The sequence below is a fragment of the Desulfomicrobium norvegicum genome (assembly GCF_900114595.1).
Taxonomy (GTDB): Bacteria; Desulfobacterota; Desulfovibrionia; order Desulfovibrionales; family Desulfomicrobiaceae; genus Desulfomicrobium; species Desulfomicrobium macestii.
This window is the reverse complement of record NZ_FOTO01000011.1, coordinates 1-23739: the sequence shown is the minus strand read 5'-3', so window position 1 is coordinate 23739 and position 23739 is coordinate 1. Positions and strand designations below refer to the sequence as shown.

The following is a 23739-nucleotide window of genomic DNA, read 5'->3' as shown; positions in this document are numbered from 1 at the left end:
TTCTCTATTCTTTGTACTCATATTTTTACGGCCGCAGACGGGCCTGGAACTGATGCTTGGTGTTGCTGGAAATCCTCGATGTTCAAGTGTCAGCTTCTACGGGACTCCGGAGAGATTTGCAAATGGAGCCGCAGGCGGGTACGGATTTTTGAACAATTCACCCAGAGCATGGAATCATATGGAAATTCAGGAAATATCCTTTGAAAACGCGGACTTTGCCCGCGAAGTCTTTGGCCCCGGGAATGCCTATCTGGATACCGTGGCCACAATGACGGGCGTGCGCGTCGAGAGCCGGGGCAACGCGCTTTCGATCTTTGGCGAAGATCCGCTCATGGTCGGTCTGGTCTGCCGGTATTTCGCCCAGATTTATGATCTGGTGCGCGGCGGCCACCAGCTTTTCGAGCGCGACATAGAGCAGAGTCTGCGCATCATGCTGCGCGATCCGTCCACCCCGCTCAAGAGCTATTACCAGGAAGCGCTTTTCGCGGTTTCATCCCGCAAGTCGGTCAGCCCCAAGACCGTGACCCAGCGCGAGTACCTGCACGCCATGCGTGAACTGGATCTGACCCTGGGCATCGGCCCGGCCGGGACCGGCAAGACCTATCTGGCCGTGGCCGTGGGCGTGTCCCTGTTTCTGCAGAAAAAGGTCAAGCGCCTGATCCTGACCCGACCGGCCGTGGAGGCGGGCGAAAAGCTCGGATTCCTGCCCGGCGACCTGGCGGAGAAGATAAACCCGTATCTGCGCCCGCTCTATGACGCGCTGCACGACATGCTCGACTACGCCAAGGTGCAGGAGATGATCGGCACCGGGGCCATCGAGATCGCGCCCCTGGCCTTCATGCGCGGCCGTACGCTGAACAACGCCTTCGTCATTCTCGACGAGGCCCAGAACACGTCCCCGGAGCAGATGAAGATGTTTCTGACCCGCCTGGGCTACGGATCGCGGGCCGTGGTCACCGGCGACATCACCCAGATCGACCTGCCCGGCCATATCGGGTCGGGCCTGGTGCAGGCCATGGATGTGCTGAAGGATGTGCAGGGCATCGCCATGGTTCATTTCACCGAGGCGGACGTCATCCGCCATCCGCTGGTGGGCCGCATTGTCCGCGCCTATGACCGGCATCGACAAACCATGCAGGCCACGCAGACGCGCGAAGGCGATGCGTCCGGACAGGCCGGGCGCGGCAAGGGCCGCCGGGTCACGCCGGTGCGGGAGGGCTGATGCTGCATCTGGATCAGGCCGTGCCGGTTGATCCCCGCTTCCCCCTGTCGGGGCCGGAGCTCATGGAGATTTTCGAGGGATTGGCCGCGACTTTTGGGCTCGATGAGTGGCAGCTCTCCCTGCGCATTGTCGATGACCGGGAAATGGCCGAATTGAACGAGCGGTTCATGGGCTGCCTGGGGCCGACCAATGTGCTCAGCTTTCCCGGAGGCGAGGAAGACTGGTTGGGGGATCTGGTGCTGTCCGCCGAGACCCTGGCCCGGGAATCCTGGTTCTACAACCAAGACACCCACGAATACACCGTGCGTCTTTTGGCCCACGGCCTGCTGCATCTCATGGGCCATGACCACGGCCAGGAAATGGACGCGCTGACGGAGCTCGCCGTGGCCTCGGTCCGTCTCGATGCCGAAGAGTCCTTCAGGCGCCTCTTCCCTTCAGTCTGAGCACATCCCGCCACAGCCTTGGGCTTATGCGCGTGAAGCGGTCGAAATCCGAGACGATTTCAAGGCCCGGCACGATGGCGCGAAAGACCGGCAGGCGCAGTTCCCGCTTGGTCAGATCGGCATAGAGCGGCGAATGGCCCCGGGCTTCCAGGATCGCTTCGAGCAGGGCCAGGTCGCCCGCTGCTGAACCCGTCGAATGATCCGGCAGGTCTTCGAGCGTGCGCACGGGCAGGCCGTCCGGCCCCTGCGCCGACGCCTCCCTGCCGGGAAAGGGGAACGGGGTCTCGGTCAGGGCCGAGAGCGCCGCCCGCATGCCCGAAAGGGATGCTCCCGTGGCCTTGACCAGCCCGCCTTCGCGCATCTGCACGAAACATTTATAGCAGGGCACGCCAAGGTCCGTGGTCAGATCCTGAAAAACGGGGTCGATGCCCTGCGCACGATACTGCTCCAGCACTCGGTTTATCCCTTCATCCCCGCTTTGCACCCGGAAGCACCGCGCCGGGTCGAACACGCCGACCGCCTCGGCATCGCGCTCCACGACCTCAAGCAATCCGCTGACCTTGGCCTCTTCCGGGGTGTTTCCCGAGGCCAGGCCCGTGGAACCCAGCCCGCTGAAGAGGCGGATCTCGTCCAGGTTGGTGAACAGATATACGGATTGGACCGGAACGAACCGGGCTTGTCCGTTTCTGTCCCGGGCGGTCATCCAGTGCAGGGTCTGGCCCGCGTAGGGCACTTCAAGATGCATGCTGTTCGGGTCAAGCGCCCTGTCGCCAAGTTCGCGGCAGGTGCCCACGCGAATTTCGCCTTCATCCCCGCTGCCCGAGATGCGCAGCCCCCGGATGTCGGCGAAGGAGCTGTAGCGTTCCACGATCTCCATGGCCAGGGAGGCCTGCGCGTCTTCAAGGCAAAGCCCCCGGCCGTAGCTGGTCATGAGTCCGTCCAGGCGGTGGTTGAAACGGCCGCTGCAAGTCGCGCGGTCCAGCTTCCAGCGGCGCAGCAGCCCCCATGGGGCCAGGGATGCGTGGTGGCGCATCTCCGGCCCGTCGAGGATGCCCAGTCCGTAGAGTCGTTCCATGGCCAGCGCGTATGTCTGCCGGGCCGGGCGTCTGGGACAGTGGGGCAGGGGATCAAGGGCGGAGTTGAGCATGGCCGGGTCGGCCGCGTCAGAATCCGGAGCCGCCGTGAGCGGCAGGGTGGCCATGTCGCCGGGCAGGGGCTGGTGCTCGAAAATGTTCGCGGCCAGCAGCCGGCTTGCGCGGGCATGGAGATCATGGTCCGGCAGGGACACGCTCCTTAGAAATATCTGGGGTGTCAGTTCCGCCGCTGCCTTTGCCTGCGCACGCAACTGCGTCCAAAGATCCGCGTGGGTCGGAGTCAGAAGGACGGTTTCCAGGACAAGGCTCTTGACGACGGGATCGGCATCCGCGTGCAGGGCGCGCAGACTGTGCGCGTCGAGGGCGGCCAGGAGTTGGCGGACGTGGGCGCGCATGAACTCGTCGTTGGGCGCGCGGCGGACATGCTCCAGGCATTCTTCCAGAGTCAGGGATTGGGCGGGAGCGGGGCTGAAGTAGGCCACGCCGAGCAGGCTTTCCTGGTGGGTCAGGCGATAGCGCAAGGGGGCGGATTCGCGGGGGGTGGTCACGGTGTTCTCCTGCAGCGGTTTATGTTGCGCTTGGTATCTATCTTGCTTGAAAACGCCTGCCAAGGAGATGCTGTCATGAAATTTTGCATGCTGTTCGTGCTCTTGTGTTGCGGGTGCGCGTATTCACCGGTCGATGTGAGTCTGAGCGAAATCCGCTATCACGACGACGCCCCGGTTGTGTTGAGCGAGCTGGTCGAGGCGGTGACGCCCCAGTCCCTGCCCGAAACGGGCCTGCGGGCCCTGATTCTGCCTTTTGCCCTGCGTCAGGACATTGCCGTGCGCAAGGACGTGGGCAGGGAGATGGCGGACATCTTCCGGCTCGCGTGGCTTGCTCGCGGGGTCTTCGAGGTCATGGAATACGATTCTTCCAGGCCATGGCCGGGTATTGAGGAGGCCATGGCGCAGGCCAGAGCCAGGGGCGCCAATATTTTGGTCAGCGGCAACGTGTCCCAGTTTTTCGAGGGCTCGCGCACTGGACGGACCTCCATCGGCGCGACGGTCGAGATTCACTGGGTGCCGGACGGCGGGCTGATCTGGTCCGCGGCCCAGGCCGCCACCATGGAGAGTACGCCGGACAAGGACTTCGCCCTGTTCCGAAGCTCGCGTCGCTTGCCCGAAGACCCGACCTATGCGGTCATGCGGACCTTGTCCCGGAGCATGGCCGCGGGGTTTGCACGCCACGCCGCGCAAGAATAAGCCCATCCTCCCGCCCGTTACGAAAGCCAGTGCCCGCGCGCTGGCTTTTTTGCTTTATTCCGGGTTGTTACCATGCTCTTTACAAACCGGGGAGAAGGTCTGTAGAAATCATCTTTTTTGCGAACATGGCGTAACACATAAACCGGCCCACCGGATGATCGGGTGATATCATGAAGCATTTTTTATCGATTAATAGTCTGATGGCCACCGAGGCCATGGATCTGGTGCTGCGGGCCAAGGAAATGAAGGACGGGGATTACCGTTCCGACCTGCTCGCGGGAAAGACTCTGGCCATGATTTTCGAGAAGGCCTCCACCCGTACGCGCGTATCTTTCGAGGTTGGCATCCGTCATCTGGGCGGCGATACGATCTTCATGACCCCCGCCGATTCCCAGCTGGGCCGCAGCGAACCCTTGAACGACACGGCCCGCGTGCTCTCCCGCTACGTGCAGGGCATGGTCGTGCGCACCTTTGCCCAGAAAAACGTCGAGGAGCTGGCCCGCCATGGTAGCATCCCCGTGGTCAACGCTTTGACGGACATGTTTCATCCCTGTCAGATCATGAGCGACATGCTCACTATTTACGAGCGGACCACGAACCTCAAGGACCTGGTCATCTCCTGGATCGGCGACGGAAACAACATGGCCAATTCCTGGATCAACGCCAGCGTATATTTCGGATTCCAGCTCAATATCGCCTGTCCCGAGGGATACACCCCGAACACGGCGGTGCTGGAACGAGCACTGAAAATGGGCGCCAAGGTCTACGTCACCGATGATCCGAAGGCGGCCATCGCCGGATCCCATTTCGTCAATACCGACGTGTGGGCCTCCATGGGGCAGGAAGCGGAGCAGAAGAAGCGCGAAAAAGCCTTTGCCGGATACCAGCTCGACGAAGAACTGCTCGCCCTGGCGGATCCGGATGCCAAGGTGCTGCACTGCCTGCCCGCCCACCGTGGCGAGGAGATCAGCGAGTCGGTCTTCGAAGGGCCTCAGTCCATCGTTTTTGATCAGGCCGAAAACCGTCTGCACATGCAGAAGGCCATCCTTGAATGGATATACAGCTAATGCGGCATTGCCGCCTCGCATAACGGAGCACTTTCATGAGCAAGATAGAAAAAGTCGTATTGGCGTACTCGGGCGGCCTCGATACCTCGGCCATCCTGAAATGGATCAAGAAAACCTACGAATGCGAAGTCATCACCATGACCGCGGACCTGGGTCAGGGCGAGGAGCTGGACGGCCTGGAGGACAAGGCACTTTCCACCGGCGCGACCAAGGCCTATGTCGTGGATCTGCAGGAAGAGTTCGTGGCCGATTATGTTTTCCCCATGTTTCGGGCCAACGCGGTCTATGAGGGCGGATACCTGCTCGGCACATCCATTGCCCGTCCGCTCATCGCCAAGCGCATGGTCGAGATCGCCCTGGCCGAAGGCGCCCAGGCCGTGGCCCATGGCGCCACGGGCAAGGGCAACGACCAGGTCCGCTTTGAACTTTCGACCCTGGCCTTGGCCCCGCAGCTCAAAACCATCGCGCCCTGGCGTGAATGGGACCTCAACTCGCGCACCGACCTGCTCGCCTTCTGCGAGGAGAACGGCATCTCCGTGCCCGTGACCCGGGAAAAACCCTACTCCTGCGACCGCAACCTGCTGCATCTGAGCTTCGAGGGCGGAGAATTGGAAGATCCGTGGTCCGAGCCCGGCCCCGGCACCTACCAGATGAGCGTCAACCCCGAGGATGCCCCGGATACGCCGGAAGTCATCACACTGGACTTCGAGCAGGGCAATCCCGTGGCCTTGGACGGTCAGGCCCTGACCCCCGCGAAAATGCTCGCGGCCTTGAACGAGCTGGGTGGGCGCCACGGCATCGGCCGTCTGGACATGGTCGAGAACCGCTTCGTGGGCATGAAGTCGCGCGGCGTTTACGAGACTCCTGGCGGAGCCATCCTGCAGCGCGCCCACCGTGATCTTGAAGGGGTGTGCATGGATCGTGAGCTTTTGCATCTGCGGGACACGCTCATTCCGCGCTACGCCGAGATGGTCTACAACGGCTACTGGTTCGCGCCCGAACGCGAGGCGCTTCAGGCCTTCATGGACAAGGCCCAGGAGACCGTGACCGGGACCGTGCGCCTGAAGCTCTACAAGGGCGGGGTCTATCCGCTTGGGCGCAAGTCTCCGTATTCTCTTTACAATCCGGAGCTGGCCACTTTCGAGAAGGATGAGGTATACAATCAGGCCGACGCAGCCGGATTCATCAAGCTGCACGGCCTTCGCCTGCAGGCCCGCCAGCCTTTTCTGAACAAGATCAAGGGCTAGGCCATGACTTCGACGCAGAAGGAAAAGAAATTGTGGGGCGGCCGCTTTTCCGGCGACACCGCCCCCCTGGTCGAGCGTTACACCTGTTCCGTGGATTTTGATTCACGCCTGCATGCCCAGGATATCGACGGCTCCAAGGCGCATTCTTCCATGCTGGCCCAGCAGGGCATCATCAGCCAGGCCGAATGCGACGCCATCCACCAGGGGCTGGAGCAGATCCGGGGCGAGATAGCGGACGGGACCTTTGTCTGGCGGCAGGACCTCGAAGATGTGCACATGAACATCGAGCAGCGCCTGACAGAGATCGTCGGTACTCCGGGCCAGAAGCTGCACACGGGGCGTTCGCGCAACGATCAGGTGGCTCTTGATTTCCGGCTTTTTGTCGCCGCGTGTCTTGACGAATGGGCCGCGAACCTGCGCGATCTGATCGGGGTGCTGACCGAGCGGGCCGGGGAGCATCAGGATGCGCTTCTGCCGGGGTGCACCCATTTCCAGCCCGCCCAGCCCGTCAGTCTGGCCCAGCATCTTCTGGCCTACGCCCAGATGTTTCGCCGCGATCACGACCGGGTTCGCGATGCCCTGGCCCGGACCAGGATTTCTCCTCTGGGCGCCGCGGCCCTGGCCGGAACGACCCATCCCCTTGATCCGGGGCAGGTCGCCTCGACCCTGGGTCTTGCCGGGACGTTCGCCAACAGTATGGACGCCGTCTCGGACCGCGACTTCGTGCTCGAAGCCACGTTCTGCGGCAGCCTGATCATGATGCACCTCTCGCGTCTGTGCGAGGAGATCATCATCTGGGCCAACCCCCAGTTCGGATTTGTGCGCCTGCCGGACGCCTATTCCACGGGTTCGTCCATCATGCCCCAGAAGAAGAATCCTGATGTGGCCGAGCTCATGCGCGGCAAGACTGGCCGGGTCTATGGTGATCTCATGGCGCTCTTGACCCTCATGAAGGGCCTGCCCATGGCCTACAACCGGGACATGCAGGAAGACAAGGAGCCTTTTCTGGACACGCACGACACGGTCGCGCCGTCCCTTGCCATCATGGCCGGGATGCTCTCGGAGCTTGGTTTCAACCGCGAACGCATGCAGCGGGCCCTGAAGGCCGGATTTCTGAACGCCACGGAGCTTGCCGATTATCTGGCGGCCAAGGGCGTGCCTTTTCGGCAGGCGCACCATATCACGGGCGCGGCCGTGGCCTTTGCGGAGGAGCAGGGGATAGGGCTTGAGGATCTGGATATTGCCCAGTTGCAGCGCTTTTCCTCGGATATCGATGAAGATGTCTTCGCGGTCCTTGATTACGGGAATGCCGTGGCCAGAAGGCATGTTCCCGGCGGGACGGGTCCTGGGTCCGTGAGAAACCAGATCGACAACTTGTCGTCCTGGCTGGATTCGGCCTCCAGGACGTGACTCCGGTCACGCCAGAGTCCGGCCGTTGTAATTCCGACTGGGCCGCTTTCATGATCAAAACCCCTCGTTGCGCTTGCGGCGGGGGGTTTTGGCTTTGAATCGCATTCAGTTTTGAACCATGATTTATTTTTCAGGTGAGGCAAATCCGGATGAAAAGGCATGGACTCGGACGGGTCCCTGCGAGTCGTTCTTTTGAATCCGTGATTCCTTTGGCCTGTCATACGTATGTTCAAGTGCGGAAGCCTGGGGAATTTATTATGCGTAATTGTATGTTACTGGTAAAATTCCTGTTTTTTCCATAGAAGCAAAAGACGCTGAAGTTCTATGACAAAACGGAGGCGCGATTGCGAATTCGCAGGCAAGCTGTTGACGTTATTTGTTTTTTCATGTAACATTGTGAAGATATGTAAGAAAAATCGGCATGGTGATTCGCTATGCAAGACCGTGGTCGCTCTGATTGTATCCGTTCAAGGAGGGGGAATGGAAGGACGAGTCGTGCTCAATGTATGGCATGCTTTTTTGCTGGTGTGCCTACTGTGGCCGTTTTCCGCGATGGCGGAAAACTCGTATGTGGGCACTGCCGCATGCAAGGACTGTCATGAAGAACAGTATGAAAATTTCACCAAGTACGCCAAGAAAGCTCATTCGGACAAATCCGTGAAGATCATGGCTTCGGACCTTAGCGAAGCCGAGCTTGCAACCTGCTACGGATGCCATACCACGGGGTTCGGCAAACCTGGCGGGTTCGTCAGCTACGAAAAGACGCCGCACCTGGCTGATGCCGGATGCGAAGTCTGCCATGGTCCGGGAAGTGACCATGCCGAAAGCGGTGGGGATGCGGAGCTGATCAAGGGCAAACTGACCATGGACGACTGCGTTGGCTGCCACAACGAGGAACGGGTCAAGTCATTCAACTTCAAGCCGCTGCTCTACGGCGGGGCGCACTAGGAGGTCGTGATGGACATTTTCCGAAGATCTCTTGCCGCCAAGATGCTTGGGATCACCGCTTTGGTGTTGCTGGTATTTTTTGGGGTCCTTTTCTGGACGACTTTTTTCATGCAGCGGTCGAGCACTCTCCACGAGGTCAAGATCAACGCTGAACGCACCGCTGAAATGCTCTCCCTGGCCATCCGCGAGCCAATGGCGCTGGGTGACAATGCCGCGACGACGCAAAAATTCGATGAAGTGGGCGAGCGTTACGACGACATCGACATTCATCTGACCAATTTTAAGGGCAACATCACCTACTCCACTTCGGACCAGTTTCTGCGCGGCGAAATTGCCGACGTCGTAAAGGCTTCGGAACTGCCCGAGATACTTAAAGAACGTATGGAAACCGACGGAATGAGTCAGGTCATCACGGAAATCGACGGTGTATCCTCCTACTTGGAGGTGAAGACCATCCCGAACGAGCCTGCCTGCCATCATTGTCATGGCGGAAATCAGCCGGTGCTCGGAGTGCTGGTCATGCGGCAGGATATTTCCAGGCAGATGGACACGCTCATGGACGGTCAGATCAAGGCCGGGGCGATAATGGCCACGGGCATGATCGTGCTGATGGGCTGTCTGGCGTTTTTCATGCGGCTCGCGATTTTCAAGCCAGTTCATGCGGTGGCGCTGGCCACGGAGAGGATCAGCAAAGGCGACCTGACTGTCCGGGTGGAGACCAGCAGCCGGGATCAGATCGGTCAGCTGGCGCAGAGCGTGAACACCATGACGGAAAACATGGGCGTCATGATGCAGGAGATCATCACCGGAGTCGGCACCTTGGCCGATGCCTCCGGACAGCTTACCTCGGTGTCGGAAACCGTGGCCGAAGTGGCCAGGGACAATCAGTCCCGGTCCAACAGCGTGGCCGCCGCGGCCGAGGAGATGAGCCAGAACATGCGTTCTGTGGCGGCCGCCACGGAGCAGGCGACAGTCAACATCTCGACCGTGGCCGCCGCTTCCGAGGAAATGAGCGCGACTATCGAAGAGATATCCAGAAGTACGGGGCGGGCCAGGGAAATTACCGCCCAGGCCGTGAGCGCGGCGCAGGCCACATCCACCGATGTGGATCGTCTTGGAGCCGTGGCCAGTGAAATCAGTTCCGTGACGCAGACCATCACGGCCATCTCTTCGCAGACCAACCTGCTGGCGCTCAATGCCACCATCGAGGCCGCCAGAGCCGGCGAGGCCGGGCGGGGTTTCGCGGTCGTGGCCAATGAGATCAAGGAGCTTGCCAACCAGACGGCCGAAGCCACGGATGAAATCCGCAACAAGATCAGTGGAATCCAGGGCGCCACGGACCAAACCATCCAACGCATAGGCGAGATCACCCGGGTAATCACGGATATCGATTCCATCGTTGCCACCATCGCCGCCGCCGTGGAAGAACAGTCCACGACCACTCGCGACATAGCACAGAATATCGGCCAGGCCTCGCAAGGTCTGGACGAAGTCAATCACAACGTGACCCAGACCTCGGGTGTTGCCGGGGAGATCACGGTGCAGATCGCGGAAGTCAGCAATTCGGCGTCAAACATGAGCCGCAACGGCGAAACGGTTCGGCAGCATGCGGAGGAGTTGCGCGCCCTCTCGGAACAGCTTAAAGGGCTCGTGCAGATGTTTCGCATCAACTAGACTTTCAATCAAACGAGGACGCACATATGAAGAAGTTTTTTTTGACTGGGGCGCTTATCCTGGCCATGGCCTGTCCCGGTTTTGCCAAGACCTACAACGTTTCCGTGAGCCAGTTTGTCGAGCATCCGTCGCTGGATGCGGTGCTGAAGGGTTTTCAGGACAGCCTCAAGGCGCAGGGAGTGGACGCGACCTACTCCGTGCACAATGCCCAGGCCAACATGGCCACGGCCAACCAGATCGCGGCCCAGATAGCCGGTGAAAAGCCCGACCTGGTGTTGGCCATTGCCACGCCGTCGGCTCAGGCTTGTGCCCTGGCCACCAAGAAGTCGCCGATCCTGGCCGGGAGTCCGCTTCTGTTCACGGCCATCACGGATCCCGTGGGCGCGGGGCTGGTCGATGATCTGGAAAAACCCGGCAAGAACATCACCGGCGTTTCCGACATGCTGCCCGTGAATCAGCATATGGCCATGCTGCGCCGCTTCTATCCGAACCTCAAGACGCTGGGCATGATCTACAACGCGGGCGAGGCCAATTCCAAAACCACCGTGGCCATGGTCAAGGCCGAAGGGGTCAAGGCAGGTTTTGAAGTGGTGGAGGCGACCGTGGCCAAGACCAGCGACGTCTACCAGGCGGCCAAGGCACTCGTGGGCAAGGTTGACGCAGTCTATCTGCCCACGGACAATACGGTCATCTCCTCTCTGGAATCCGTGATCAAGGTTTGCGAGCAGGAAAAGCTGCCCCTGTTTTCCGCCGATGTGGATTCGGTGAAACGCGGCACCGTGGCCGCGCTGGCGTTCGATTACTACCAGCATGGATATCAGACAGGGCTCATGGCCAAACGCATTCTGGTCGATGGCTCGTTTCCTTCGGAAACTCCCGTTGAAACCCAGCAGGAGCTGATACTGCACCTCAATCTCGGGGCCGCGAAGAAGATCGGTGTGGCCGTGCCCAAAGAAGTCAAAGAGACCGCTGACAAGATTTATGAATAGTGCCGCTTTGCGCAGTTTTGAAAAGAGGCGGCCTTGCCGCCTCTTTTTTTATGCATCGTTTGATCCGGCAGGTGACCGGGCATGAACGAAGCTTTCCGGGCTGCGCGCATCCTGACCATGAATCCGGACTGTCCCGAGATTTCGGATGGAGGGATCCTGGTCCGGGGAGGGCGCATCCTGGCGGTGGGAGCTTGGCGCGAGGTGGCAGGGGATGGCGTTCCCCGCGATTTGGGGGCTGTGACGCTGGTGCCCGGGCTCATCAATGCCCATGCTCATCTGGAATTGTCGCATCTGGCAGGGCGTGTGCCTGCCGGTCTGGGCTTTGCGGGTTGGGCGGACGCTCTTTTTGCCGCCATGCGCGAAAGCAGGGTGACGGAGTCTGCCTTAAAGAGGGCCGTGGACGAGGCACGGGCCAGCGGGACCTGCCATGTGGCCGATGTGGTCGGCCGCGAGTTCGATATGGTACGGCGCGTTCTGGACAGGCAGAGCCTCGGCGGCTTTCTGTTCAAAGAATTTTCGGGCCGCGATCGGGAGTTCAGCCCCAAGGCCCTGCCAGGGGCCTGGAGTCCGGGAGTGCATTCGCTGTATTCCACGGACCAGGGGCTGGCCCGGAGCATCAAGCAGTGGTGCGTGTCTCGCGCTCTTCCTTTCTGCCTGCATCTGGCCGAAGCGCCTGGCGAGAACGAACTTTTCAGAAGCGGCAGCGGCGAGCTTGCCGATTTCCTGCGTGCCCGCCGCATCCTGCCCCGGGGTTTTGCCGCCCCTGGCCTGAGCTCCGTCGGGTTTGCACGCGCCCTGGACCTGCTGGATGAGCGCACCTTGGCCGTGCATTGCGTTCAGTTGGACGAAAGCGATGTTCAGATCCTGTCTGCAAGCGGGGCCGGCGTCTGTCTGTGTCCGCGCAGCAACAGATGGATAGGGGTAGGAGACGCGCCGGTGGCCGCGCTGCATGCAGCGAAAGTCCCTTTGTGCCTGGGCACCGATTCCCTGGCGTCGGTCCCTGATCTTGACCTGTGGCAGGAACTGCGTGCAGTGCGGGCGCTTCTGCCTGCGTCGGTGTCTCTGTCCGATCTCCTGGCACTGGCGACCCGCAATCCGGCCCGGTTGCTTGGAATTGACGCTGACCTCGGAAGTCTGGAAGTCGGGAAACGCGCAGCCTGGGCGGTTCTGCCGGAAGACATGAGCTGACGGATGGCAACGATTCTGGAGTTGATCCACAAAAAAATGAAAGCGGGGAACAGAAAGGCAAGGGGGGATGGGATTCTTGGCGGAAGCGTATAGGAGTCGAACCTACCGAAGACCTCTCGACCTTCCACCGGTTTTGAAGACCGGGCGCCACACCGGTGACGATACGCTTCCCCCTCAAGGAGGAACGTATCTATCAATGCCCTCGGCAATGATCAAGTTTTTCCAGGAACCTTTTAAAAAAGCTTTTTTTTGATGAAAATTTTCTTGTCATTCTGCAAACTGACCTTAACAATGATTCCTTGTTCAGCTTCGGGTTCGTTCGTTATGTGAAGCAAAATGGCCGGTGGGAGGAACGCTTCCCAACTCGGCTTATGGAGGTTTTTTCACTTGAATAGTTTTTCCAAGAATCTGGTTCTTTGGGCCGGGATCTGCATGGTGATGATTGTTCTGTTCAATTTGTTCAATCAGCCGCCGGTATCGCCCAATGACCTCAATTACACGCAATTTCTAGCCAAGGTCCGCCAGGGCGAGGTAGTCAGCGTCAAGATTCAGGGCTCCCGCATCTCCGGTGTCCTGGCCAATGACCAGCGGTTCACGTCCTACACCCCTGATGATCCGACTCTGGTCGACACGCTGGTCAAGAACAACGTGCAGGTCAAGGCCGAACCACAGGAAGAGGCCCCCTGGTACATGACCGTGCTCATCTCCTGGTTCCCGATGCTGCTTCTGATCGGCGTGTGGATTTTTTTCATGCGGCAGATGCAGGGTGGCGGCGGCAAGGCAATGTCCTTTGGCAGATCGCGGGCCAAGATGATCAGCCAGGAAGAGACCAAGGTGACTTTCGCGGATGTGGCCGGCGTGGATGAAGCCAAGGAAGAGTTGCAGGAGATTGTCGACTTCCTGAGCAATCCCAAGAAATTTACACGGCTCGGCGGACGCATCCCCAAGGGTGTGCTGCTGGTCGGAGGTCCCGGAACGGGCAAGACCCTGCTGGCCAGGGCCGTGGCCGGCGAGGCCGGAGTACCCTTTTTCTCCATCTCGGGTTCTGACTTCGTGGAGATGTTCGTCGGTGTCGGCGCCGCCCGGGTGCGCGATCTGTTCATCCAGGGCAAGAAGAACGCCCCGTGCCTCATCTTCATCGACGAAATAGATGCGGTGGGCCGTCAGCGCGGCGCAGGTCTTGGCGGCGGACATGACGAGCGCGAGCAGACCCTCAACGCCATGCTCGTGGAGATGGACGGTTTCGAATCAAACGAGGGCGTCATTCTGATCGCGGCCACCAACCGCCCCGACGTGCTTGATCCGGCCCTGCTGCGTCCCGGTCGTTTCGACCGTCAGGTCGTGGTGCCCAATCCGGATTTGCGGGGCCGCAAGCGCATCCTTGAAGTTCACACCCGCAAGACCCCCCTGTCCAAGGAAGTTGATCTGGAAGTGTTGGCTCGCGGAACACCCGGCTTTTCCGGCGCTGATCTCGAAAACCTGGTCAATGAGGCGGCCCTGCATGCCGCCAAGCTGAGTCAGGATCTGGTCACCATGATCGACTTCGAGGAAGCCAAGGACAAGGTCATGATGGGCAAGGAACGGCGCTCCATGATTTTGAGCGACGAAGAGAAGAAGACCACTGCCTATCACGAGGCCGGTCACACTCTGGTTGCACAGTTCCTGCCCGGAACGGATCCCATTCACAAGGTGTCCATCATTCCTCGCGGCCGGGCGCTGGGTGTCACCATGCAGTTGCCCGTGGACGATCGGCACACGTACTCCAAAACGTACCTGCAGAACAACCTGGCCGTGCTGTTCGGCGGGCGAGCCGCGGAGGAGCTGGTCTTCAATTCCATCACCACCGGCGCAGGCAACGATATCGAACGTGCCACGGCCATGGCCAGACGCATGGTCTGCGAGTGGGGCATGAGCGAGGAGTTCGGTCCCATGGCGCTGGGCAAGAAGGACGACGAGGTCTTTTTGGGTCGCGACATGGCCCACATCAAGGACTACAGCGATGAGACGGCCAAGCTTATCGATCTGGAAGTCAAGCGGATTCTGGGCGACGCATACGGCCGCGCCAAGACCATCCTGCAGGATAACGTTGAATTGCTGCACTCCCTGTCCCTGGCGCTCATCGACCGCGAGACTCTGACCGGCGAGGAAGTTGGCAGGATCATCAATGGAGAGACCCTGGCGCCGGTTCAGAACGGAGTAAAGCCGTCGGTCGCGCCGGAGGCTCCGGCCGCAGAAGGGGACGCCCCGGAAGAAGGGTTCACCCTGGATGAGGAGAACAGCGGCGACAAGGCGGGAGAATAAATCATGACCCCGGAGAGATTGGACACGGTCTCCTGGGATTTGTGCAGGGGGAGGACCTTGGGTCCTGCCCCCTTTTTTGTTGTGGGCATCCTGAACGTGACGCCCGATTCCTTTTATGATGGCGGCCAGGCCGCCGATCCGGCCGCCGCAGTGGCCAAGGGCCTTGCCCTTCTCGATGAGGGTGCGGACATCCTGGACATAGGTGGAGAGAGCACCCGCCCTTTTTCCGAACCGGTCTCAGGGGACATGGAGCTGGCCCGAGTATTGCCGGTCGTGCAGGGAATCCTCGCGGCCAGGCCGGACGCCGTCCTTTCCGTGGACACCACCAAGGCCTCCGTGGCCCGGGCGTGCCTGGAAGCCGGGGCCCTGATCCTCAATGATGTCTCGGCCATGGAAGCGGACCCGGAGCTTTTGCAGGTCGTGCGTGATTTTCATCCGGGCTACGTACTCATGCACAGTCTCGGTCGTCCCAGCACCATGCAGATCGCGCCCCGGTATGATGACGTGGTGGCAGAGATCATGAGTTTTTTTGCCGCGAAGCTTGAGCTTCTCGTGCGTTCGGGGGTTCCCGAATCCCGAATTGTCCTTGATCCTGGTATCGGATTTGGCAAGACTGTTGAACATAATCTTGAAATATTGAAAAATATCTGTAAATTATTTGAATTCGGCCGACCTGTGTACATGGCGCTTTCCAATAAATCCCTGTGGGGAGAGCTGCTTGGCCGACAGGGGCGGGAGCGCAACGCGGCCACACTGGCCGCGACCGTCGCGCTCCACGAGAAGGGGGTGCGCATCCACCGGGTGCACGAGGTGCGCGAAATTCGTGACGGTCTGGCCGTCGCCCACATGCTGGGGAAGGGAACTTCGGGAGAACAGGGGTGCTGAGTTTCACCGTTGGCAATCTGCAGATCAACTGGCGGGATATTCTTGATATCCTGCTCGTGGGCTATATTTTTTTCCGGATCATTCTGCTGATCAAGGGCACCCGGGCAGTCTCGGTAATCTATGGGCTTCTGCTCATAATCGTGACGTATTTTGCCGCCGGCCAGTTTGGATTGTACACCCTGAACTGGCTGCTGGGAAATTTTCTGGGATCCATCTTCCTTGTGGTCATCATCCTTTTCAGGCGTGATATCCGCAAGGCGCTGGCGGTCATGGGCGCGACCACCATCTTCAAGAAGGATTCGGTGCAGACCGCCGTTCTGGACGAGCTGATCCTGGCCCTGGTGCACATGGCCAAGAACAAGACCGGCGCGCTTATCGTCATTGAGCGCAACATTCCCATTGGGGACGTGGTTTCGGGGGGCATCGAGCTGCATGCCGCGTTCAGCAAGGATTTGCTGCTGACGATTTTTCATCCCGATACGCCGCTGCATGACGGGGCGGTCATCATCCGCGACAACCGGATAGAGGCGGCGGCGTGCATTCTGCCTTTGGCCGTCGGTCTCAAGCATGAGTCGTCCCTGGGTACCCGGCATCGCGCCGCCATCGGCGTGACCGAGGAAACGGACGCCGTGGCGCTGATCGTATCCGAGGAGAGGGGCAGCATTTCCCTGGCTGTGGGAGGTCGGATCACCAGCAGCTTGAATGAAGTTCGATTGAAAAAAGTCCTTGCCGCTGCGTTGAGGAAATAATGTGGAATAATTGGCAATACAGAGTTCTGGCCATCCTGCTGGCCCTGGCATGCTGGTATGTGGTCTCCGGCCAGGAAAAGGTCGAAACGTGGCTTGAGGTGCCCCTTGAGTTCGTGAATCTGCCCCCACGCATGGAGATCACCTCCGGTTTGGTCAGCAAGCTTCAGGTGCGAATCCGGGGCACAAGCAACCAGGTCCGCTCCCTGAACGTCGGTCGTTTGGCCTACAAGCTGGACTTGGGCAAGATCAATGTCGGAACCAACGTCATCCCGCTGGTGCCCGAAAGCATGACCATCACCTCGGCTGTGGAGGTCGTGGAGATCAGCCCTACGCGACTTGAACTCGTGGCCGATGTCGTGGTCTCCAAGACTGTGCCCGTGAAGCTCGACTGGACGGGGCTCCCCGGGGATGATGTACAGTTCAGGAATGCCACCGTTTTTCCCGATTCGGTGACGGTCACGGGCTTTGCGAGCGCGCTCGAGTCGGTGAACAGCATCTCGACGGCTCTGGTTCAGGTCCCGCCCGACGAGAGTCTTACCGCCTCGGGCCGGGCACGCCTGCTCATGCCCAAGGATGTGCGCACCCCGGTGTCTTCGGTGAGCTACGAACTGCAGTTCGGTCTCACGACCCAGGAGCTTTGGGTCAAGATGAACCTGGAGCCAGTGCGCTATGAAACTTTCAGCTATACTTTCGAACCCAAGTTCGTGCGCATCAAGCTTGAGATCCCGGTGCGGCTTTTGAAGGACAAGGATTGGCGCGAAAACCTGCACCTGATGATCGACCCCGGCTCGAACCCGGCCATCGGGCAGAGCGTGATCGCTCCTGCGTCCCGTTTTCCCGAAGGGGTGAGTATTCTGGAGGCCAAGCCCGAGGAAATCGAGATAGTGGTGCAGCGCAATGAAGAATTTGTTCCGTAATTGGAGGATGGATGGGCAGACTTTTTGGAACTGATGGAATTCGCGGGCGGGTCAACAGCCATCCCATGCAACCGGAGCTGGTTCTGCGTCTCGGGCTTGCCGCCGGACAGTATTTCAGAAACGGGAACAAGCGCCACCGGGTCGTCATCGGCAAGGACACCAGGCTCTCGGGGTATGTCTTCGAATCGGCGCTGACCTCGGGCTTCTGCGCGGCCGGAATGGATGTTTTCCTGGTCGGGCCCCTGCCCACGCCGGCCATCAGCTTTCTGACCCGCAACATGCGCGCCGATCTGGGCGTGGTCATTTCGGCCTCGCACAATCCGTACATGGACAACGGCATCAAATTTTTCGACAAGGACGGTTTCAAGCTGGCCGACAGCGTGGAGGACGAAATAGCCGCCATGGTGACCAATCCGGATTTTGTCTGGAAATCCCCGGATCACGATCAGGTCGGGCGAGCCAGAAAAATCCAGGACAGCCCCGGGCGCTATATCGTCGAACTCAAGCACAGCTTTCCGGCGGGCATGACCCTCGACGGCCTCACGATTGTCCTTGATTGCGCACATGGCGCGGCCTACCGCGTGGCGCCGCTGATTTTCGAAGAGCTTGGAGCCAGGGTCATCACCCTTGGCATCGAGCCGGACGGACTCAATATCAACAAGGGCTGCGGCTCCCTGCACCCCGAGGTGCTCGCCGCCAAGGTCCGGGAACACAGGGCGGACATCGGCCTGGCACTGGACGGGGACGCGGATAGGCTCATCGTTGTCGACGAATACGGCACCATTCTGGACGGAGATCAGATCATGGCCGTGTGCGCGGACGAAATGATGGCGCAGGGCGCTCTTGCCGGGAACACCCTTGTATCCACGGTCATGAGTAACATGGCCCTTGAAATTTTCATGCAGGAGCGCGGCGGACGGCTGCTCAGAACCAAGGTCGGGGACAGATACGTCGTTGAGGAAATGCGCAAGGGCGGTTATGTTCTGGGCGGAGAACAATCCGGGCATCTGGTTTTCATGAAGCACTCGACCACCGGCGACGGCACTTTGGCGGCCCTTCAGCTTTTGAGCATCATGGTCGGCAGGCAGAAGCCCATCTCCGAGATCGCCGGACTGTTGACCCCGTATCCGCAAAAGCTCGTGAACCTGAAGGTGAAGAAAAAAGTCCCCTTTGATACGGTCCCGATCATCAAGGATGCGGTCCGACATGCCGAAGACAGACTGGGACGCACAGGGCGCGTGCTGCTGCGTTATTCCGGCACGGAAACCCTGGCCCGGATCATGGTCGAGGCGCAGGATCAGGCCCTTGTGGACGAACTCTGCGCGAGCCTGACCGAGGCCGTTGAATCCGGCCTGGCCTGAAGACAAGAGATTTTTTAGAAGCAAGGGACGCCCTTCTTCTTTGTGGGATAAAAAAAGGAGCGATGCATGCAGGTACGTAAAGTTGTCATTCCGGTGGCAGGATGGGGAACCAGATCACTTCCGGCGACCAAAAATGTGCCCAAGGAAATTCTTCCGGTGTTCCGAAAGCCTTCCATTCAATATATAGTGGAAGAAGCAATCGCTTCCGGCCTGTCGGATGTGGTTTTCGTCAACAACCAGAACAAGCGCATTATCGAGGATCACTTCGACTACAACCTGGCCCTTGAGCAACTGCTGGAGCGCAAGGGACAGCTGGACCTGCTCGCCGAAGTGCGCAAGGTCGCCATGATGGCCAACATCATAGTCGTGCGCCAGAAGGAGCAGCTGGGTCTTGGTCATGCGGTGCTGTGCGCCCGCGAGGTCATCAAGGACGAGCCCTTCGCGGTCATGGTCGGCGACGATCTCATGTTCAATCGCGATCCCGGCATCAACCAGCTGCTTGAGGTCTGGAAGAACGAGCGCATGCCCGTGGTCGGAGTGATGGAAGTCCCCCGCGACAAGGTCAGCAAATACGGCATCATCGACGCAGAGGAGTTTGCGCCGGGGCTTTACAGGATTCGCGGCGTCAAGGAAAAGCCCGACATCGAAAGCGCGCCGTCAAGGTTGGCGCTGGTCGGCCGGTATGTGCTGACCCCGGAAATATTCGATCATCTGGAAGGGGTGAAGCCGGACGGCACCGGTGAAATCCAGCTCACCGACGCCTTGCAGTCCATGGCACGCGACAACCGGCTTTTGGCCGTGAAACTGCGCGGACAGCGCTTCGATGTCGGCGACTGGGTCGACTACCTGACCGCCAACATCTATTTCGCGTTGCAGGACGAGGATCTGCGCTACGATCTCATTGCCCGCCTGCGTGATCTCATTCCGCCTTCCCGCTAGGGTCCTGTCTGTCTTTACCAAGGGGACGGGGCAACCCGTTCCCTTTTTTTCAGGAGCCTATGCGCGAATTCTGTTCCGTCCTTCTTCTTTCCTCGCCCTACAGCGTGCTGACCTACTCCATGCCCGAAGATCTGCCCCGGCAGATGTGGCATGTCGGAGGCCGTGTCGTCGTGCCCTTGGGCAAGTCGTTCCGGGTTGGCATACTGACCGATGCCAAAGTGGCCGAGCCTGAAGGCTGCGTCTGCAAGGACGTGCTCTGGCCCGTGGACAGGGTCCCTTTTTTCAGCGCAGGATATCTTGATTTCATTCGTGACCTTTCCATCCGTCAGATGGATGCCGCAGGCAAGATTCTGGCGCGCGTGCTGCCCGCGGCCCTCCGCGATCTGCCCTTGTTCAAGACCCGTGAGGGTCTGGCCGTACGGCTTGGTGATTTGGCGGAGGGAGATGCGCGTGCAGGGCTGGCCCGGGACTGGATGGCGGGGCGGTTCGCGCCTCATGTCTGCACGCGCAGGCCGGAGCGGCTTTTTTCCCTGACCACGGAGCCGCCGTGGCCGGTGCGTCCCCAGGCGACCGCCCAGCTTGACGTGCTGCGTTATCTGGACGTGCATGGCGTCTCATCTGCCAAGTCCCTGAACGCGCATTTCGGAAAGAATGTGTCCCAGCCCCTGAGCGTCCTTCTTCGGAAGGAACTTATCCGGGAGGTTGAGTCCCACTTTGAGCCTGACGAGGTCTGTGCTCCAGCCGCAGCAACGTTCAGTCTGACGGACGAGCAGCAGCAGGCCGTGGAAGGTTTCTGGGAATTGTTGACAGACCGGACTCCTCGTTCGGCGCTGCTTTTCGGGGTGACCGGAAGTGGAAAGACAGCGGTCTATCTGGAGTTGGCCAGGCGCTGCCTCTGTCTTGGCAAGCATGTAATGCTCCTGTCGCCGGAGGTGGGCATCGCCCTCAAGCTCCACCGGGATGTGCGCGAGGCGCTGCCCGAGGCGAATGTGCGGCTGTTTCACGGCTACCTGAGCCCGAGCGACCGGCAAAGAACCTTCATGGAATTGGCTGATCAGCCTGCTCCGGGCATTGTAGTTGGCACACGCTCCAGTCTTTTTTTGCCGATCGAACCCGGGCTTGTCATTCTGGACGAAGAACACGACGCGTCCTTCAAGCAGGACGAAGGGCTCATTTACCAGGCCCGTGAACTTGCATACGGCCGGATCACCCGCAGCGCGGGGCTGCTGCTCATGGGCTCGGCTACGCCGGACGTGAAAGTCTTTCATGCGGCCAGAAATGGAGGCATCGCCCTGAAGCGCCTGCCAAACCGGGTGGGAGAGGCCAGGCTGCCGGAGGTCACGCTGGTTGATCTGCGCGTGGAACCGCCGGAACACGGTCCCTTCGCAACATCGGTGCGCGACGCCCTGATTGCGGCCGTCAATGCCGGGGAGCAGGTCATCATTCTGCACAATCGGCGTGGTTACGCACCCGTGCTGTATTGTGAAACCTGCTCCGAGCCCGTCAAATGCCCGCATTGCCAGGTGTCCATGACCCTGCACAAACGGCGCGAGCTGTTGCTGTGCCACTATTGCGGGCATTCCTTGCTTTTCCCGCTGTCCTGCCCCGGGTGCAAGGGCAACGAATTTCTGCCGCTGGGTTCGGGTACGGAACGGCTCGAAGAATTTCTGCGCGACGATCTGCCCCGGGACACCAAAATCCTGCGTCTGGACCGGGACACTTCGCGCCGCGCCGGTTCGATGCAGGATACCCTGGCGGCATTTGCCCGGCAGGAGGCCCAGATTCTGGTCGGTACCCAGATGCTCAGCAAGGGGCACCATTTTCCGGGCGTGACACTGGTGGTGGTCGTGGACGGTGATCTGGGCTTGAATCTTCCGGATTACAGGGCTACGGAACGATCGTTCCAGATGCTGGTGCAGGTCGCGGGGCGTGCAGGCCGCGGAGAAAAAAACGGCCGGGTGCTCATCCAAACCCGTAATCCGGGGCACTATTGTTGGCAGTTCGTGCGCGAGAACGATTACGAGGGTTTTTTCACGCGGGAGATCGCCCTCAGGCAAGTCATGGGGTATCCGCCCTTTGTCAAGCTTGCCCTGGTGCGGGTCTCGCTTCCCTTTGATCAGCCGGATGCGGAACTCATGAACGCCTTTGCCGGTCGCATTCGGGCCGTGTGCCCTGCGGCCGGAGTCCGGGTCCTGGGGCCCGCCCCGGCACCGCTGGCCGTGCTGCGCGGGCGAAAAAGATTTCAATGTTTGCTCAAGGCCGACTCCTGGCCGGCGATCCGGGGTGTTTGCGCCGAGATGAGAAAAATGCTGTCTGGGGAAAAAAACGTGCGCATTTCCGTGGACCTTGATCCCATGGACATGCTCTAGCCGACGAATATCTGAGAGGAAAAATGAAGAATATCAGAGTGTCCGATATCCTGTTGTCCGAGGCGGAAGTTGAATCCCTTGTGGTCAAGGGGTGGGTGCGAACCAAACGCGAGAGCAAGGAGTTCGTATTCTTGGAGATCAACGACGGCTCCTGCCTGAAGAACCTTCAGGCCATCGTCGCCGCTGACGCATCCGGCTTCGAGCTCATGGACCGCGTGGGCACGGGCGCCGCGGTCAGCCTGAAGGGCGCTCTTGTGGAATCGCCGGGGCAGGGGCAAAAATGGGAGCTGAAGGTCCGGGAGCTTGAGCTCCTGGGTGAAGCGGACGCCACCTATCCGTTACAGAAGAAGCGGCACACGGATGAATATTTGCGCACCATCGCACATCTGAGGCCCCGCACGAACAAGTACGGCGCCCTGAACCGGATTCGGGCCGAGCTGTCCTTTGGCGTGCATCAGTTTTTCCGCGAGCAGGGTTTCTTTCATGTGCACGCGCCCATCATTACGGGCTCGGACTGTGAGGGCGCCGGTGAAATGTTCCAGATCACTACTCTTGATCTGGCCAACGTGCCCAAGAAGAACGGCAAGGCGGATTTCGAGCAGGACTTCTTCGGTAAGGAAGCCTCGCTGACCGTGTCGGGCCAGTTGGCGGCTGAAAACCTGGCGTGTGCCCTGGGGAGGGTCTATACATTCGGGCCGACCTTTCGGGCCGAGAACTCCAATACGCCCAAGCATGCCGCCGAGTTCTGGATGATCGAGCCGGAGATGGCCTTTGCCGACCTCGAAGACAACATGGATCTGGGCGAGGACTGCATCAAATGGCTGATCACCCATTTGTTGGACAACTGCCGCGACGACCTGGAGCTTTTTGGAAATTTCGTGGACAAGGGATTGTTTGCGACCCTCGACAACATTCTCGCGAAGCCCTTCATCCGTCTGCCTTACGCCGAGGCGGTGACAATCCTCAAGAACGCTCCCCGCACTTTCGAGTTCCCGGTGGATTTCGGAACCGATCTGCAGACCGAGCATGAGCGGTATCTGACCGAAGATCATTTCAAGCAGCCGGTCATCGTTTTTGACTACCCCAAAGAGATCAAGGCCTTCTATATGCGGCTCAATGACGACGGCAAAACCGTCGGAGCCATGGACGTGCTTGTTCCGCGCATAGGAGAGCTCATTGGCGGCAGCGCCAGGGAAGAGAGATTGTCCGTGCTTGAGCGGCGCATCGAGGAACTCGGGCTGCCCAAGGAAGAGTACTGGTGGTATCTGGATCTGCGTCGGTTCGGATCAGTGCCGCACGCCGGGTTTGGAATGGGCTTTGAGCGGTTGCTGATGCTGGTTACGGGCATCGCCAATATCCGCGACGTCATTCCGTTCCCCAGAACACCTCGGCACCTGGAGTTCTGATCATTCCAACTGTCTGAAATCAAATAATATAAAATTAATTTCATATTTTGATTGACAACCGGGTGCCTCCCACATAGAAGCCTCTTTCTGCGCTGCGGAACAGCAACGCACGAGACGAAAGTCACCAGCTTTTGCGGATTAAATTTCGCGGGTTGAATTGAAAAAAGAAGAAGAAAATGCTTGACGGTGGTTGAGGGAGTCGATAGAGACGTTTCCTCTTGCCGGAAGGCTAAAGGATCTTTGACAAATAAATAGCGAGTTGGAGCAAATAGAACTGATTTAGATA

General features: G+C 59.7%; 19 protein-coding genes and 1 tRNA gene. 18 read left to right on the top strand and 2 right to left on the bottom strand.

All coding sequences use genetic code 11. The features are described 5' to 3' along the window. The first annotated feature begins 178 nt into the window (after positions 1–178). Together BMZ24_RS14475 and ybeY are read left to right on the top strand one after the other, a co-directional pair. Complete coding sequence (locus BMZ24_RS14475) at positions 179–1222, top strand: PhoH family protein (protein WP_092193482.1); 1044 nt, start codon at positions 179–181, stop codon at positions 1220–1222. Next, complete coding sequence (ybeY, locus tag BMZ24_RS14470) at positions 1222–1665, top strand: rRNA maturation RNase YbeY (protein ID WP_092193480.1); 444 nt, start codon at positions 1222–1224, stop codon at positions 1663–1665. The genes BMZ24_RS14475 and ybeY overlap by 1 nt, the downstream gene beginning before the upstream one ends. Here ybeY and BMZ24_RS14465 read toward each other — a convergent pair. Beyond that, the gene (locus BMZ24_RS14465) at positions 1640–3307 is read right to left on the bottom strand and encodes a YcaO-like family protein (RefSeq protein WP_092193478.1); all 1668 of its coding nucleotides are present in this window, start codon (positions 3305–3307) and stop codon (positions 1640–1642) included. The two genes, ybeY and BMZ24_RS14465, sit on opposite strands and share 26 nt — an antisense overlap. Positions 3308–3382: 75 nt before the next feature. On the opposite strand from BMZ24_RS14465, the gene BMZ24_RS14460 reads away from it, so the two are divergent. From BMZ24_RS14460 to BMZ24_RS14425, 8 genes are all read left to right on the top strand, one after another. Beyond that, the gene (locus tag BMZ24_RS14460; protein ID WP_092193476.1) at positions 3383–4003 is read left to right on the top strand and encodes a hypothetical protein; all 621 of its coding nucleotides are present in this window, start codon (positions 3383–3385) and stop codon (positions 4001–4003) included. 167 nt (positions 4004–4170) lie between these two features. Further along, positions 4171–5070 carry an ornithine carbamoyltransferase gene (gene argF, locus BMZ24_RS14455; RefSeq protein ID WP_425266282.1) on the top strand — a complete coding sequence of 300 codons (900 nt, stop codon included), beginning with the start codon at positions 4171–4173 and terminating at the stop codon, positions 5068–5070. 35 nt (positions 5071–5105) lie between these two features. Further along, complete coding sequence (locus tag BMZ24_RS14450) at positions 5106–6317, top strand: argininosuccinate synthase (RefSeq protein ID WP_092193472.1); 1212 nt, start codon at positions 5106–5108, stop codon at positions 6315–6317. A 3-nt stretch (positions 6318–6320) separates the two neighbouring features. Continuing rightward, entirely contained in the window at positions 6321–7727 is a 1407-nt protein-coding gene (gene argH / locus BMZ24_RS14445; RefSeq protein ID WP_092193471.1) for an argininosuccinate lyase, read from the top strand. A 480-nt stretch (positions 7728–8207) separates the two neighbouring features. Then, the gene (locus BMZ24_RS14440) at positions 8208–8675 is read left to right on the top strand and encodes a cytochrome c family protein (RefSeq protein WP_092193469.1); all 468 of its coding nucleotides are present in this window, start codon (positions 8208–8210) and stop codon (positions 8673–8675) included. Positions 8676–8684: 9 nt separating this feature from the next. Next, complete coding sequence (locus tag BMZ24_RS14435; RefSeq protein WP_092193467.1) at positions 8685–10349, top strand: methyl-accepting chemotaxis protein; 1665 nt, start codon at positions 8685–8687, stop codon at positions 10347–10349. A 26-nt stretch (positions 10350–10375) separates the two neighbouring features. Next, positions 10376–11338: an ABC transporter substrate-binding protein gene (locus BMZ24_RS14430; protein WP_092193465.1), complete on the top strand. Its 963-nt coding sequence runs from the start codon at positions 10376–10378 to the stop codon at positions 11336–11338. Between the two features lie 81 nt (positions 11339–11419). Further along, positions 11420–12526 (top strand): amidohydrolase family protein, encoded by a 1107-nt coding sequence (locus BMZ24_RS14425; protein WP_092193464.1) that lies wholly within the window; start codon positions 11420–11422, stop codon positions 12524–12526. A gap of 77 nt (positions 12527–12603) precedes the next feature. On the opposite strand, the gene BMZ24_RS14420 is transcribed toward BMZ24_RS14425, so the two are convergent. Continuing rightward, positions 12604–12697, bottom strand: a tRNA-Sec gene (locus tag BMZ24_RS14420). Positions 12698–12913: 216 nt separating this feature from the next. On the opposite strand from BMZ24_RS14420, the gene ftsH reads away from it, so the two are divergent. The 8 genes from ftsH (at position 12914) to asnS (ending at position 23453) form a co-directional block, all read left to right on the top strand. Further along, positions 12914–14827 (top strand): ATP-dependent zinc metalloprotease FtsH, encoded by a 1914-nt coding sequence (ftsH, locus tag BMZ24_RS14415; RefSeq protein WP_092193462.1) that lies wholly within the window; start codon positions 12914–12916, stop codon positions 14825–14827. Positions 14828–14830: 3 nt separating this feature from the next. Continuing rightward, positions 14831–15712 (top strand): dihydropteroate synthase, encoded by an 882-nt coding sequence (gene folP, locus BMZ24_RS14410; RefSeq protein ID WP_092193460.1) that lies wholly within the window; start codon positions 14831–14833, stop codon positions 15710–15712. Next, positions 15706–16461, top strand: a complete 756-nt coding sequence (cdaA, locus tag BMZ24_RS14405; RefSeq protein ID WP_092193458.1) for a diadenylate cyclase CdaA — start codon at positions 15706–15708, stop codon at positions 16459–16461. The genes folP and cdaA overlap by 7 nt, the downstream gene beginning before the upstream one ends. Beyond that, entirely contained in the window at positions 16461–17378 is a 918-nt protein-coding gene (locus BMZ24_RS14400) for a CdaR family protein (RefSeq protein WP_092193456.1), read from the top strand. The genes cdaA and BMZ24_RS14400 overlap by 1 nt, the downstream gene beginning before the upstream one ends. Positions 17379–17389: 11 nt before the next feature. After that, on the top strand, positions 17390–18739 hold the full coding sequence (gene glmM, locus BMZ24_RS14395; protein WP_092193454.1) for a phosphoglucosamine mutase: 1350 nt from the start codon (positions 17390–17392) through the stop codon (positions 18737–18739). 66 nt (positions 18740–18805) lie between these two features. Further along, positions 18806–19678 carry a UTP--glucose-1-phosphate uridylyltransferase GalU gene (gene galU, locus BMZ24_RS14390; RefSeq protein ID WP_092193452.1) on the top strand — a complete coding sequence of 291 codons (873 nt, stop codon included), beginning with the start codon at positions 18806–18808 and terminating at the stop codon, positions 19676–19678. Positions 19679–19737: 59 nt separating this feature from the next. After that, complete coding sequence (priA, locus tag BMZ24_RS14385; RefSeq protein WP_092193450.1) at positions 19738–22047, top strand: replication restart helicase PriA; 2310 nt, start codon at positions 19738–19740, stop codon at positions 22045–22047. Between the two features lie 23 nt (positions 22048–22070). After that, the gene (asnS, locus tag BMZ24_RS14380) at positions 22071–23453 is read left to right on the top strand and encodes an asparagine--tRNA ligase (protein ID WP_092193448.1); all 1383 of its coding nucleotides are present in this window, start codon (positions 22071–22073) and stop codon (positions 23451–23453) included. Positions 23454–23739 lie beyond the last annotated feature (286 nt).